A 13,290-nucleotide genomic window follows, 5' to 3' on the forward strand; every position below is an offset into this window, starting at 1 on the left:
CCCCAGCCTTCGGCCGGGGGGACCCCCAGAGCACGCACCAGACGCCGCAGGGCCCGCCCTCCGGGCGGACGAAGGGACTTTGCGGACACGACCTAGGACATCTCCCAGATCAGCAACTCCGCCTCGGTCACGCCCTCGGCCTCCAGGGACTTGGCGTCCGTGACGCGGGCCGAGTCGCCCGCGCCCAGGTCCTCGCCGTCGAGGCGTACATCACCCCGTACGACATGCACGTACGCGTACGCCCCGTCCGGCACCGCCGTCCGCTCCCCCGCACTCAGGCGCCGCACGTGCAGCATCGCGCCCGCCTCCGGGACGGCGTAGGGCGTCGAGTCAGCGATGCCGTGGACGACCTCGTAGTACGGGTCGCCGCCGGGCCGGAGCGGGGCCAGCCACATCTGCACGAAGGTCAGCGGGCCGGGGCCGTCGTTGCGCTCCACGTGACGTACCCCACCCGCCGAGCTGAGCCGCTGCACGTCCCCGTGGCGCACCACCGACTCGTGGCCGGTGGAGTCCCGGTGCGTCAGCTCGCCCTCCACGACCCAGGTCACGATCTCGGTGTGGCTGTGCGGATGCTCGTCGAAGCCGGCCCCCGGCGCCAGCCGCTCCTCGTTGCAGGCGATCACCGCGCCGAAACGGAGGTTGTCCGGGTCGTAGTGGGGCCCGAAGGAGAAGGCGTGCCAGGTCTCGATCCCCGCGGCGGGTTCCCCTCCGGGGTAGCGCTCATCAGCGCGCCGTACGTGCATCACGCGGACCACCGTAGACCCGCCGACGCACCTTCCCGTCCGGATAAGGCAGTCTTGTCCCCGTGCCCGAACCCGAAACCAGCAAGAACGCAGCCGCCACACACGACGCCCACCCGCATGCCGCGACGCTGAAGCGGCTGGTGGAGTCGTCCGGATCGCTCGCCGCGCAGGCCATCGCGCGGATGGACGAGACGCTGCCCTGGTACCGGGCCATGCCACCGGAGAACCGTTCCTGGATCGGTCTGGTCGCGCAGGCGGGTATCGCCGCCTTCACCGAGTGGTTCCGGCATCCGGACGCCCCGCAGGCCATCTCCACCGACGTGTTCGGAACCGCGCCGCGCGAGCTGACCCGGGCGATCACGCTGCGGCAGACCGTGGAGATGGTGCGCACCACGATCGAGGTCATGGAGAGCGCGATCGACGAGGTCGCGGCCCCCGGCGACGAGAACGTGCTGCGCGAGGCGCTGCTCGTCTACGCCCGGGAGATCGCCTTCGCCACCGCCCAGGTGTACGCGCAGGCCGCTGAGGCACGCGGTGCCTGGGACGCCCGGCTGGAGTCCCTGGTCGTGAACGCCGTGCTCAGCGGCGAGGCCGACGAGGGCGCCGTGTCCCGCGCCGCCGCCCTCGGCTGGAACTCGCCCGAACACGTGTGTGTGGTGCTCGGCACCGCGCCCGACGGCGACTCCGAACTGACCGTCGAGGCCATCCGGCGGGCCGCCCGGCACGCCAAGCTCCAGGTGCTGACCGGGGTGCTCGGGGACCGGCTCGTGGTCATCGCGGGCGGCAGCGACAACCCGCTGGCCGTCGCCAAGTCGCTCATCGGCCCGTACGCGGCCGGCCCGGTCGTGGCGGGGCCGGTGGTGCCGGACCTGCTGGCCGCGACCCGGTCCGCGCAGGCCGCGGCGGCGGGGCTGAAGGCGAGTTCCGCCTGGCAGGACGCCCCGCGCCCGGTCCTGGCGGACGACCTGCTCCCGGAGCGCGCGATCGCCGGTGACCCCTCGGCCCGTGAGCAACTGGTGGAGGAGATCTACAGACCACTGGAGGAGGCCGGGGCCGCGCTCCTGGAGACCCTCAGTGTCTATCTCGAACAGGCGAGCAGTCTGGAAGGCGCCGCCCGGATGCTGTTCGTCCATCCCAACACCGTCCGCTACCGGCTTCGACGTGTGACTGACGTCACCGGGTGGTCACCCTCCGATGTACGCTCTGCCTTCACGCTGCGGATCGCTCTGATCCTGGGGCGTCTGGTCGATGGAGATCTCCAGCCCTAAGGTTTTGTCGGAGCCCGACAAAACCCCCTCGTGTTCTTCGTCCCTGTCCCCACGGGCGGCCGCGCCCGTCCCCAAGAGAGAGTGTGAGAGTGCTCGTACTCGTCGCTCCCGGCCAGGGCGCCCAGACGCCCGGCTTCCTGTCAGCATGGCTCGACTTCCCCGGTGTCCGCGGTGCCCTTGAGGCATGGTCCGACGCCGTGGGCCTCGACCTGATCCGTTACGGCACCGAGGCCGACGCGGAGGAGATCCGCGACACCGCGGTGGCGCAGCCGCTGCTGGTCGCGGCCGGACTGGCGTCCGCGTACACGCTGTTCGACGACCCGGCCGAGCTGCCGCGCAAGGTCGGCGCCATCGCCGGGCACAGCGTCGGCGAGTTCACCGCGGCCTCGCTCGCCGGTGTGCTCCCGCACGAGGAGGCCGTCCGCCTGGTCCGCACCCGCGGGCTCGCCATGGCCGAGGCCGCCGCCGTCACGGAGACCGGCATGGCGGCCCTGCTCGGCGGAGACCCCGAAGTGACGGTTCCGCACCTGGAGAAGCTGGGCCTCACCCCGGCGAACATCAACGGCGCGGGCCAGATCGTCGCTGCCGGTACGAAGGACCAGCTCGCCGCGCTGGAGGCGGACAAGCCCGAGGGCGTGCGCAAGGTCGTCGCGCTGAAGGTCGCCGGCGCCTTCCACACCCACCACATGGCCCCCGCGGTCGACACCCTGGCGAAGGCCGCCGAGGCCCTGACGCCCGGCGACCCGCAGGTCACCTACGTCTCGAACAAGGACGGGCGGTCCGTCGCCGCCGGCACCGAGGTGCTGGACCGTCTGGTCGGTCAGGTCGCCAACCCGGTCCGCTGGGACCTGTGCATGGAGACCTTCAAGGAGCTCGGCGTGACGGCCCTGCTCGAGGTGTGCCCCGGCGGTACCCTCACCGGTCTCGCCAAGCGTGCTCTGCCCGGTGTGAAGACGCTGGCCCTGAAGTCCCCCGCCGACCTCGACGCGGCTCGCGAGCTCATCGCCGAGCACGCCTGACCGCCGCCCCCAAGGAGCCGTCCGCATGGCGAAGATCAAGCCCAGCAAGGGCGCCCCGTACGCGCGCATCCTCGGCGTCGGCGGGTACCGCCCGACCCGGGTCGTGCCGAACGAGGTGATCCTCGAGACGATCGACTCGTCCGACGAGTGGATCCGCTCGCGCTCCGGCATCGAGACCCGGCACTGGGCGAACGACGAGGAGACCGTCGCCGCGATGTCGGTCGAGGCGTCCGGCAAGGCGATCGCCGACGCCGGGATCTCCGCCGAGCAGATCGGCGGCGTGATCGTCTCGACCGTCTCGCACTTCAAGCAGACCCCGGCCGTCGCCACCGAGATCGCCGACAAGCTCGGCACGAACAAGGCCGCCGCCTTCGACATCTCGGCCGGCTGCGCGGGCTTCGGCTACGGCCTCACCCTCGCCAAGGGCATGATCGTCGAGGGCTCTGCCGAGTACGTCCTGGTGATCGGCGTGGAGCGGCTGAGCGACCTGACCGACCTGGAGGACCGCGCGACGGCCTTCCTGTTCGGTGACGGCGCCGGCGCGGTCGTCGTGGGCCCGGCCCAGGAGCCCGCCATCGGCCCCACGGTCTGGGGCTCCGAGGGCGACAAGTCCGAGACCATCAAGCAGACCGTGCCGTGGACGGACTACCGTTCCGGCGAGGTCGCCAAGTTCCCCGCCATCACGCAGGAGGGCCAGGCGGTGTTCCGCTGGGCCGTGTTCGAGATGGCGAAGGTCGCCAAGGAGGCGCTGGACGCCGCCGGCATCTCCGCGGAGGACCTGGACGTCTTCATTCCGCACCAGGCCAACGAGCGGATCATCGACTCGATGGTGAAGACACTCAAGCTGCCGGAGTCCGTCACGGTCGCGCGTGACGTACGCACCACCGGCAACACCTCGGCCGCCTCGATCCCGCTCGCGATGGAGCGGCTCCTGGCGACCGGTGAGGCGAAGAGCGGCGACACCGCGCTCGTCATCGGCTTCGGGGCGGGTCTCGTCTACGCCGCGACTGTCGTTACCCTCCCCTAGGCACTCCGTGCCGGATCATTGCGGTCCGGCACGGGAGGAAACACCTGCCACACCCTCTGGATATCTACGAAGGAGCGCCAACATGGCCGCCACTCAGGAAGAGATCGTCGCCGGTCTCGCCGAGATCGTGAACGAGATCGCCGGCATCCCGGTTGAGGACGTCCAGCTGGACAAGTCCTTCACCGACGACCTGGACGTCGACTCGCTGTCCATGGTCGAGGTCGTCGTCGCCGCCGAAGAGCGTTTCGACGTCAAGATCCCGGACGAGGACGTCAAGAACCTCAAGACCGTCGGCGACGCGACCGACTACATCCTCAAGAACCAGGGCTGATCGTCCGACCAGGCCCTGGGCCGACTGCCCCGCCACCCGGCGGTGGCGCCGCTTAATCCTCGTATCCGTTGGAGAAAGAATTCCCGTGAGCCCGACCAATCGCACCGTGGTCGTCACCGGTATCGGCGCAACCACACCGCTGGGTGGCGACGCAGCCTCTACCTGGGAGGGCCTGATCGCCGGCAAGTCCGGCGTCAAGCCCCTGGAGCAGGAGTGGGCCGCCGAACAGGCGGTCCGTATCGCGGCCCCGGTCGCCGTGGAGCCGACCGAGGTCATCCCCCGGCCGCAGGCCCGCCGCCTGGACCGCTCGGCGCAGTTCGCGCTGATCGCGGCCAAGGAGGCCTGGGCCGACGCCGGTTTCGAAGCGAGCGCCGACGAGGACCCGAACGTCGACCCGGACCGGCTCGGCGCGGTCATCGCCTCCGGCATCGGCGGCGTGACGACTCTGCTCGACCAGTACGACGTGCTGAAGGAGAAGGGCGTTCGCCGCGTCTCCCCGCACACCGTGCCCATGCTGATGCCCAACAGCCCGTCGGCCAACGTGGGGTTGGCCGTGGGTGCGCGGGCCGGCGTGCACACGCCGGTCTCCGCCTGCGCCTCCGGCGCCGAGGCCATCGGCTACGCCATCGAGATGATCCGCACCGGCCGCGCCGACGTCGTCGTCGCGGGTGGCACGGAGGCGGCGATCCACCCGCTGCCGATCGCCGCGTTCGGCAACATGATGGCGATGTCCAAGAACAACGACGACCCGCAGGGCGCGTCGCGTCCCTACGACGTGGCCCGCGACGGCTTCGTCCTCGGTGAGGGCGCCGGTGTCGTCGTCCTGGAGTCCGCCGAGCACGCCGCGAAGCGCGGGGCCCGGGTGTACGCCGAGGCGGTCGGCCAGGGCATCTCGGCCGACAGCCACGACATCGTGCAGCCGGAGCCGGAAGGACGGGGCATCTCGCAGGCCCTGCGGCACCTGCTGGAGCGCAACGAGCTGGACCCGGCGGAGATCGTGCACGTCAACGCGCATGCGACGTCGACGCCGGCCGGTGACATCGCCGAGCTGAAGGCGCTGCGGAAGGTGTTCGGTGACGACGCCGACCACTTCGCGGTGTCCGCGACGAAGTCGATGACCGGGCATCTGCTCGGTGGCGCGGGTGGGGTGGAGACGGTTGCGACCGTTCTCGCGCTGTACCACCGGGTGGCTCCGCCGACGATCAATGTGGAGAACCTCGACCCGGAGGCGGAGGCGAATGCCGATGTCGTCCGTGGGGAGGCTCGGAAGCTGCCGGTTGATGGGCGGATCGCCGCGTTGAACGACTCGTTCGGGTTCGGTGGGCACAACGTGGTGCTGGCGTTCCGGACGGTTTGATCGTCTTTACGGTGACTGGCCCGGACTCCCTGAGGGGGTTCGGGCCAATCGCCGTTCTGTGACCTGTTGTGGGCCGCGTGACGGCTGGTGGGGGTTGTTCGCGCCCACGCGGCGGAGCCGCAAATCGAAACAGCCCCGCGCCCCTAAAAACTCATACCACCTGGTGGAGCCAGCGGACCGGGGCGCCTTCGCCTGCGTAGCGGAAGGGTTCCAGTTCGTCGTCCCAGGGCTTGCCCAGGAGTTTGTTGAGCTCTGCTTCCAGGTCGGTCTCGCCGCGCTGTGCGCGCTGGAGGGCCGCTCTGAGGCGGTCCTCGGGGATGAGGATGTCGCCGTGGATGCCGGTGACGGCGTGGAAGATGCCCAGGTCGGGGGTGCAGCTGTAGCGTTCGCCCTCGGCGGTGGAGCAGGGTTCGGCCGTCACCTCGAAGCGCAGGAGCTGCCAGCCCCGCAGGGCCGATGCCAGCTTCGACGCCGTGCCCGGCTGGCCCTGCCAGGAGAACTCCGAGCGCCAGGTGCCGGGCGCGGCGGGCTGGCGGATCCAGTCCAGGCTGACGCGTGTGCCGAGCACCCCGGCGATGGCCCACTCGACGTGCGGGCACAGCGCGCGCGGCGCGGAGTGCATGTACAGAACCCCACGTGTCGTCACCGGAACCTCCGGGCAGAGCGGACCATCTTTGAACGGGCGGAACGGCTGTGACCGGGCGGGTCACGTTGATGGCGAGGCTACCGTGCGGTGGGGCGAGGAGTGTGACGTACGGTCGGTCCCGGTGCCGGATATCGCTCGTCATTCACCCAGGGGGACGCTTGTACGGGTGTGAGCCGTTGCACCTGATCGGTCGGGAACCCTCGTGCGTTGTTAATGGGTGGGGAGACAGCCATGGCGCGGCGAGGGGATGGAACAGGCATGCGAAAGCGAAGCCACCGGTCACGGATCGTTGCCGCCGTGGCCGTGGCGACTGCCCTGGGGGTCACGGGATGTGACGCCGTGGGGGGCAATTCCCCCGCCCCGTCCGCCAGCGCGAAGCCGTCGCCCAGACCCACCCCCCTGTGGGACCGCAGCCCCGGCTCTGTCGCCGCGCTCGGTGACTCCATCACCCGTGGTTTCGATGCCTGTGACGTGCTGCAGGACTGTCCGGAGGCGTCCTGGGCGACCGGCGCCAGCCCCGAGGTGGACTCGCTCGCCGTCCGGCTGCTGGGGAAGGCCAAGGCCGCCGAGCGGAGCTGGAACTACGCCGTGACCGGGGCCCGGATGGCCGATCTGCCCGGGCAGATGACCCAGGCGGTGCGGCGGAAGCCGCAGCTGGTGACGGTGATGGCCGGGGCGAACGACGCCTGCCGGTCCTCCGCGGCGGCGATGACCCCGGTCTCCGCTTTCCGCAGCGACTTCGAGGACGCGCTGCGCACCCTGCGCGAGGCCCTGCCCAAGGCCCAGGTGTTCGTGGCGAGCGTGCCGAACCTGAAGCGGCTGTGGTCGCAGGGCCGCAACAGCCCGTTGGGCAAGCAGGTGTGGCAGCTGGGCATCTGCCCGTCGATGCTGGGCGACGCGGACGCCCTGGACTCGGCCGCGACCCTGCGGCGGGACACGGTGCAGAAGCGGGTGGAGGACTACAACAAGGTCCTGAGGGAGGTCTGCGCCGAGGACAAGCGGTGCCGGTACGACGGGGGCGCGGTGTACGACTACCGCTTCGGCACGGCCCAGTTGAGCCGCTGGGACTACTTCCACCCCAGCGTGAACGGACAGGCCCGGTTGGCGGAGATCGCGTACCGCACCGTCACCGCGCGGGGCCGCTGACCTAGAGTTCCGCACATGAACGAACTCTTCGGCACACTTTCCGACGGCACACCGGTGCACCGCTGGACCCTGGAGCGGGCGGGCGTACGGGTGCGGGTGCTGTCGTACGGCGGGATCGTGCAGTCCGTCGAGGTGCCGGACCGGGCGGGCCGGGCCGGGAACGTGGTGCTGGGGTTCCCGGATCTCGAGGGCTATCTCGCCCACCCCGGGCCGTATCTCGGGGCCCTGGTCGGACGGTACGCCAACCGGATCGCCGGCGGCCGTTTCCCGCTGGACGGCCGGACGTACGCCCTGGAACCGAACAACGCGCCGAACTCGCTGCACGGCGGGGTGCACGGCTTCGACAAGCGGGTGTGGGACGCGGCCCCGGTCGAGCACGGGGTGCGGCTCAGCCGGGTCAGTCCGCACGGCGAGGAAGGGTTCCCAGGGCGGCTGGAGGTCACGGCGACGTACACGCTCCAGGAGAGCGGCGCGCTGCGGATCGCCTACGAGGCCGTGACGGACGCGCCGACCGTGGTGAACCTGACCAACCACAGCTACTTCAACCTGGGCGGTTCCGGCGACGCGGGCGGCCACGAACTGCGGCTCGCCGCCTCCCGGTACACGCCGGTCGACGCGGACCTGATCCCGACCGGCGGCCCGGAGGACGTGACCGGCACGCGATTCGACTTCCGCGAGGCCCGCAAGGTCGGCTCCGGCTACGACCACAACTTCGTGCTCGACAAGGGCGTGGCGGACGTCCCGGTGGAGGTCGCCGAGTTGCACGACCCGGCGTCCGGGCGGGTGCTGACGGTGGCGACGACCGAGCCCGGACTCCAGCTCTACACCGCCGACCATCTGAGCGAGCCGTTCGCGCCCGGCGACGGCATCGCGCTGGAGACCCAGCACTTCCCCGACTCCCCGAACCGGCCGGACTTCCCGACGACGGTGCTGCGGCCGGGCGAGGTGTTCCGCTCGGAGACGGTGTACGGGTTCGGCATCCGCTGAGCCGCGGGCCCCGAGAACTCACGAGCCCCGGTCCAGGGGTCAGGTCCCGGACCGGGGCTGCTCAGTGGGGAACTCGTCCCGGTCAGACGTTAATCGTCGCGGTGATCCTGCGGTCGGTGATCGAGCGCGCCACCTGGATCTCGTACGAACCCTTCACAAACGACCACGAGGCGTTCGCCTCGTCCCAGCTCTCGAAGGCGCGGCGCGGCAGTTCGACGGTCGCCTCGGCACTCTCGCCGGGTGCGGCCTCGACGCTCGCGAAGCCGGCCAGCCAGCGCGCCGGGCGGGTGGGGTCGGGCTCGCTCGGGGCGAGATAGACCTGGACGACCTCACGGCCGGGGCGGTCGCCGGTGTTGCGGAGGCGGACCTTCGCGGTGGTCCCCTCGGCGCTTGCGGCGACCTCGACCGACTCGTAGGTCCAGTCGGTGTAGCCGAAGCCGTGGCCGAAGGGGTAGGCGGGAGTGCGGCCCTGCTGCTCCCAGGCGCGGTAGCCGATGAAGACGCCCTCGTCGTAGAGGAGTTCGCCGTTCTCCGGGACGACCTGGGTGACCGGGGCGTCGGTCAGGGAGCCCCAGGTGGTGGGCAGGCGGCCGCCGGGCTCCTGGGCGCCGGTCAGCACGTCCGCGAGGGCCGCGCCGCCCTCCTGGCCGGGGAACCAGCTCAGGAGCACGGCGGCGACGTCGTCGCGCCACGGCAGTTCCACCGGGGAGCCGGAGTTGACGACCACGACCGTGCGGGGGTTGGCGGCGGCGACGGCGCGGACCAGGTCGTCCTGGCGGCCGGGGAGGCGCAGGTCGGTGCGGTCGAAGCCCTCGGACTCGACGCGGTCGGTGGTGGCGACCACGACGACGGCCGTGTCGGCGGCGCGGGCGGCCGCGGCGGCCTCGGCGATCAGCTCGTCGGGGTCGCGCTGCGGGTCCTGGTGGGCGAGGGTGAAGCCGATGACCCGCATGGGGTGGCCGTCGCGCGGCGGGACGGTGTAGGTGAGGGAGACCTCGACCGGTTCGCCCGCGGTGAGTTCGACGCGGGCGTGGGGCACCGGGGCGCCGAAGAAGGCGGCGAAGGGGTCGCCGTCCTCGGCGGGGCGCTGGACGCCGTCGAAGTACGTGGTGCCCGCGACGGTCAGCCTGAAGGGCCCGAGGCCCTTGAAGCCGAAGGTGTGGGTGCCGGACTCGCGCGGGGTGAAGGTGCCGGTCAGTTCGACGCTGTGCAGGGTGTCGTGGGTGACGCCGTCGGGCAGGTCGTCGCCCATCCACTGGATGTGGCCGCTGGGGGCCGAGCGGGTGCCGATGACGGTGCCGTCGCTGTCGCGGCAGACCGCGCGCAGCTCGAAGCCCGGTTCGGCGACCGGGAGTTCGGTGTTGGGGTCGGCGCCGAGGGCGTAGGTGAGGCTGCCGCCGGGGAGGGCGGCGGTGAGGCCGTCGAGCGGGGAGACGGTCCGGGCGGGGAAGACCGTGGCGGAGCCACCGCCCAGGACACGGGCGTCACGGGCGGCCGCGCCGATCAGCGCGACGCTGCCGGGCTTCAGCGGCAGCGCGCCCGACTCGTTGCGCACGAGGACGAAGGAGCGGCGGGCGATCTCGCGGGCGAGCGCCTCGCCGTCGACGTGCGCGGGCGGTTCGGTGACGACCGGTTCGGCGCCGTCCAGGATGCCGACCCGGGCGGCGAGGCGCAGGACGCGCCGAACGGCCTCGTCGACCTGGGCCTCGTCGGCCGCGCCGTCCCGCACGGCCTGCGCGAGGGCCTCGCCGTACACGGTCCGCGGGCCGGGCATCGCGATGTCCAGGCCGCCGGCGAGGGCGCCGGTGGTGGAGCGGGCGGCGGTCCAGTCGGAGACGTTGGCGCCGTCGAAGCCCCATTCGCCGCGCAGGACCTCGTTGACCAGGTGGTGGTGCTCGGTCATGGTCGGGCCGTTGACGGAGTTGTAGGCGGTCATGATGCCCCAGGGGCGGGCGTTCTCGACGATCGCCTCGAAGGGGGCCAGGTACAGCTCGCGCAGGGCGCGTTCGCCGACGAGGTTGTTCACCGTGAGGCGGTCGGTCTCGGCGTCGTTGGCGACGAAGTGCTTGACGGTGGTGCCGACGCCGCCGGACTGGACGCCGCGGACGTACTCGGTGCCGATCCGGCCGGTGAGGTACGGGTCCTCGCTGTAGGCCTCGAAGTGGCGGCCGCCGAGCGGGGAGCGGTGCAGGTTGACCGTGGGGGCGAGCAGGACGTGAACGCCCTTGCGGCGGGCCTCCTGGGCCAGCAGCACACCCGCCCGGTGCGCGAGTCCGGGGTCCCAGGTGGCGGCGAGGGCGGTCGGTGAGGGCAGCGCGACGGAGGGGTCGTCGGCGCTCCACTGCACCCCGCGGACGCCGATCGGGCCGTCGGACATGACCAGCGAGGCCAGGCCGACCTGTGGCAGCGCGGGCAGGCTCCACATGTCCCGCCCGGCCAGCAGCCGTGCCTTGGCGTCCAGGTCGAGCTTGCCGAGAGCGGCCTCGACCGCAGCCTCACGCCGTACCTCTGCTGTATCCGTCACGCCGGCCTCCTGGTTGAAGTCGATGTCCCTCCTCATCCTGCCTCGCCGGCATGTGAAGGATTCGGGACAGCACTCCTTGCGCCGAAGCACCCTGCCCATGGCGTAGATCACTCCTGTCACGCGATACTGCCGCCGTCCGGCACCACGCCACCCCCACCGTGACGGAAGGCCTGAACCTCCTTGAACTCCATACGCGTTCGCCTCGGCGTCCTCGGTCTCGCCCTGCTGACCGGCCTCACCACCCCCACCACCGCGAGCGCCGCCGAGACGGCCCCCTCCCCCACTGTCGAGGAACAGCGGCTCGACCGCGCCGCCCCTCAGGAGATCCTGCGCCGCTCCGGGTTCGACACCGCCGCCCCGCGGCTGGCCCGGGCCCTCGACGCGGCCGGGTCGTACGAGGAGGCCCGCCGTGCGCTCACGCGTGAGGGCACGCGACTGTGGCGGCGTGCCGTCGACCGGGCGCAGGGGCGTGGCCCCGCGGGCGGGGACCTCAGCCGGGACGACGACCGCCCCCTGTACTGGGCACGACTCGGCATGACGCGTGAAGTGCGCACCTGGGAGCCGGTGTTCGGGCTGACGGACCAACAGCGGGCCGCGCTGCTGGACGAGTTGGAGCGCACCTCGCGCGGCCAGAACGCTATTCGCTACCCCCACGGCAAGGGCCTGAAGCGGATCCTGCTCACCGGCTTCGACCCGTTCACCCTGGACCGGGACATCCGGATCTCCAACCCGTCCGGCGCCACCGCGCTCGCCCTCGACGGCACGGTGATCGAGACGGCGGACGGCCCGGCCCGGATCGAGACAGCCGTGTTCCCGGTGCGCTGGCAGGACTTCACGGAGGGCACGGTGGAGCGGACGCTGCGGCCGTATCTGCCGAAGGTCGACCTGTTCACGACCGTGAGCCAGGGCCGGGTCGGGAAGTTCGACATCGAGCGGACCAACGGGGCCTGGCGGGGCGGCTTCGGGGACAACGACAACATCGGCCGCACCGAGACCGTCCCCGTCACCGACCCGGCCTCACAGCCTCAGTGGACGACGACCACGCTGCCGTACCGGGCGATCGTCGCCGCGGACACCGGCCGGTTCCCCGTGTACGACAACACGAGCGTCACCGAGATCCCGGCGGGCGGCACCCAGCCCGTCGTACGCCCCGACGGGCCGACCCCCGGCTCGACCGCACGGCAGGGCGGCGGCGGGGACTACCTCTCCAACGAGATCGCCTACCGGGCGACGCTGCTCCGGGACCGGCTGGGGCTGCACGACCGGCTGCCGGGCGGGCATGTGCACACGCCCGTGCTCCAGTTCGGCACCGGGAACACCACCGAGGTCACCGACCCGGAGTTCGTGCGGAACCGGCTGGACATCATCGCCCAGGTGAGGACGATCCTGAAGGTGGCTGCGGAAGCGTCGTGACAGCCCGGTCGCCGTCCCCGTCACCCTCCTGGATCTCCTCGCCCAGCAGTTCACGCGCCATGAGGGTGGCTCCCGCGACCGCGCCCGGCATCAGGAACACCGCGACGACCGGCACCAGGAAGGCCACGGCCAGGGGCGTGCCGAAGCCCCAGACCAGGGTCTTGCGGGAGCGGAGCAGGCCCAGGCGGGTGCGGAGGTCGACGCCCCGGCGCTGGAGGGCGACGGCGGTCAGCTCCTCGGTCAGGAAGAACCCGGTGACGAAGAACCCGAGCACCGGTACGGCCGTCTGGCCGACGACCGGGATGAAACCGCAGGCGAACAGCAGCACGCCCCACAGGGCGGCCCGCACCACGATCCGCAGGCTGTCGCGGCCGGAGATCCACAGCTCGCGCCAGAGCGGCAGGCCCGACTCGGGGGCGTGGCCGTCCGGGGAGACGTCCCGGTCGACCTTCTCGGAGAGGTTCTCGTAGAAGGGCTGCCCGATCAGCAGCGTCACCGCGGTGAAGGTCACGACGGCGAGGAGCAGGGCGAGGGCGAACAGGACGACGGTCAGAAAACCGCGGAAGAGGCCGAGCCAGGGGCTCGACCAGTCGTCGGCGAACGGCGTCGCCCAGCTGACGGCGTCCTGGCCCCACAACGCCAGCGCGACCAGCGCCGCCGCGTACAGGACGAGGGTGATCAGGCCCGGGAGCAGCCCGAAGCCGTACTGCTTGCCGTGCCGGGCCACCCATCGCTGGCCCTTCAGCAGGTACTGGAAGCCCACCCCGAGATCGCGCATGGGAAAACCCTATCGGGGCAGGCCCGGACGCCCTCCGCAGGGGCCATCCGG

At 71.7% G+C, this 13,290-nt stretch carries 12 protein-coding genes; 8 read left to right on the forward strand and 4 right to left on the reverse strand.

What is annotated here, in order from left to right; all coding sequences use genetic code 11:
* Positions 1–92: 92 nt before the first annotated feature.
* The gene (locus ACFZBT_RS00005) at positions 93–743 is read right to left on the reverse strand and encodes a pirin family protein (RefSeq protein ID WP_391097854.1); all 651 of its coding nucleotides are present in this window, start codon (positions 741–743) and stop codon (positions 93–95) included.
* A gap of 62 nt (positions 744–805) precedes the next feature.
* Between ACFZBT_RS00005 and fasR the strand changes: the two genes are divergently transcribed.
* The 5 genes from fasR (at position 806) to fabF (ending at position 5,745) form a co-directional block, all read left to right on the forward strand.
* Positions 806–2,011, forward strand: a complete 1,206-nt coding sequence (fasR, locus tag ACFZBT_RS00010) for a fatty acid biosynthesis transcriptional regulator FasR (RefSeq protein WP_391097281.1) — start codon at positions 806–808, stop codon at positions 2,009–2,011.
* 89 nt (positions 2,012–2,100) lie between these two features.
* Positions 2,101–3,030 carry an acyltransferase domain-containing protein gene (locus ACFZBT_RS00015; RefSeq protein WP_391097282.1) on the forward strand — a complete coding sequence of 310 codons (930 nt, stop codon included), beginning with the start codon at positions 2,101–2,103 and terminating at the stop codon, positions 3,028–3,030.
* 25 nt (positions 3,031–3,055) lie between these two features.
* The gene (locus ACFZBT_RS00020) at positions 3,056–4,057 is read left to right on the forward strand and encodes a ketoacyl-ACP synthase III (RefSeq protein WP_328338245.1); all 1,002 of its coding nucleotides are present in this window, start codon (positions 3,056–3,058) and stop codon (positions 4,055–4,057) included.
* Between the two features lie 82 nt (positions 4,058–4,139).
* Entirely contained in the window at positions 4,140–4,388 is a 249-nt protein-coding gene (locus ACFZBT_RS00025; RefSeq protein WP_030836897.1) for an acyl carrier protein, read from the forward strand.
* Positions 4,389–4,473: 85 nt separating this feature from the next.
* Positions 4,474–5,745 (forward strand): beta-ketoacyl-ACP synthase II, encoded by a 1,272-nt coding sequence (gene fabF / locus ACFZBT_RS00030; protein WP_391097283.1) that lies wholly within the window; start codon positions 4,474–4,476, stop codon positions 5,743–5,745.
* Between the two features lie 151 nt (positions 5,746–5,896).
* On the opposite strand, the gene ACFZBT_RS00035 is transcribed toward fabF, so the two are convergent.
* Positions 5,897–6,391, reverse strand: a complete 495-nt coding sequence (locus ACFZBT_RS00035) for a DUF3145 family protein (RefSeq protein WP_391097284.1) — start codon at positions 6,389–6,391, stop codon at positions 5,897–5,899.
* Between the two features lie 258 nt (positions 6,392–6,649).
* Here ACFZBT_RS00035 and ACFZBT_RS00040 point away from each other — a divergent pair, with 258 nt between their 5' ends.
* The gene (locus tag ACFZBT_RS00040; RefSeq protein WP_391097285.1) at positions 6,650–7,537 is read left to right on the forward strand and encodes an SGNH/GDSL hydrolase family protein; all 888 of its coding nucleotides are present in this window, start codon (positions 6,650–6,652) and stop codon (positions 7,535–7,537) included.
* Positions 7,538–7,552: 15 nt separating this feature from the next.
* Positions 7,553–8,524: a galactose-1-epimerase gene (locus tag ACFZBT_RS00045; RefSeq protein ID WP_391097286.1), complete on the forward strand. Its 972-nt coding sequence runs from the start codon at positions 7,553–7,555 to the stop codon at positions 8,522–8,524.
* Positions 8,525–8,606: 82 nt separating this feature from the next.
* On the opposite strand, the gene ACFZBT_RS00050 is transcribed toward ACFZBT_RS00045, so the two are convergent.
* Complete coding sequence (locus ACFZBT_RS00050) at positions 8,607–11,048, reverse strand: glycoside hydrolase family 3 C-terminal domain-containing protein (RefSeq protein WP_391097287.1); 2,442 nt, start codon at positions 11,046–11,048, stop codon at positions 8,607–8,609.
* A 180-nt stretch (positions 11,049–11,228) separates the two neighbouring features.
* Between ACFZBT_RS00050 and ACFZBT_RS00055 the strand changes: the two genes are divergently transcribed.
* Positions 11,229–12,461 carry a pyroglutamyl peptidase gene (locus ACFZBT_RS00055; protein ID WP_391097288.1) on the forward strand — a complete coding sequence of 411 codons (1,233 nt, stop codon included), beginning with the start codon at positions 11,229–11,231 and terminating at the stop codon, positions 12,459–12,461.
* Here the strand turns inward: ACFZBT_RS00055 and ACFZBT_RS00060 are convergent.
* Positions 12,412–13,239 carry an EI24 domain-containing protein gene (locus tag ACFZBT_RS00060; protein WP_391097289.1) on the reverse strand — a complete coding sequence of 276 codons (828 nt, stop codon included), beginning with the start codon at positions 13,237–13,239 and terminating at the stop codon, positions 12,412–12,414. The genes ACFZBT_RS00055 and ACFZBT_RS00060 overlap by 50 nt on opposite strands.
* Positions 13,240–13,290 lie beyond the last annotated feature (51 nt).

The organism is Streptomyces sp. NPDC008137, assembly GCF_042957035.1.
Taxonomy (GTDB): Bacteria; Actinomycetota; Actinomycetes; order Streptomycetales; family Streptomycetaceae; genus Streptomyces.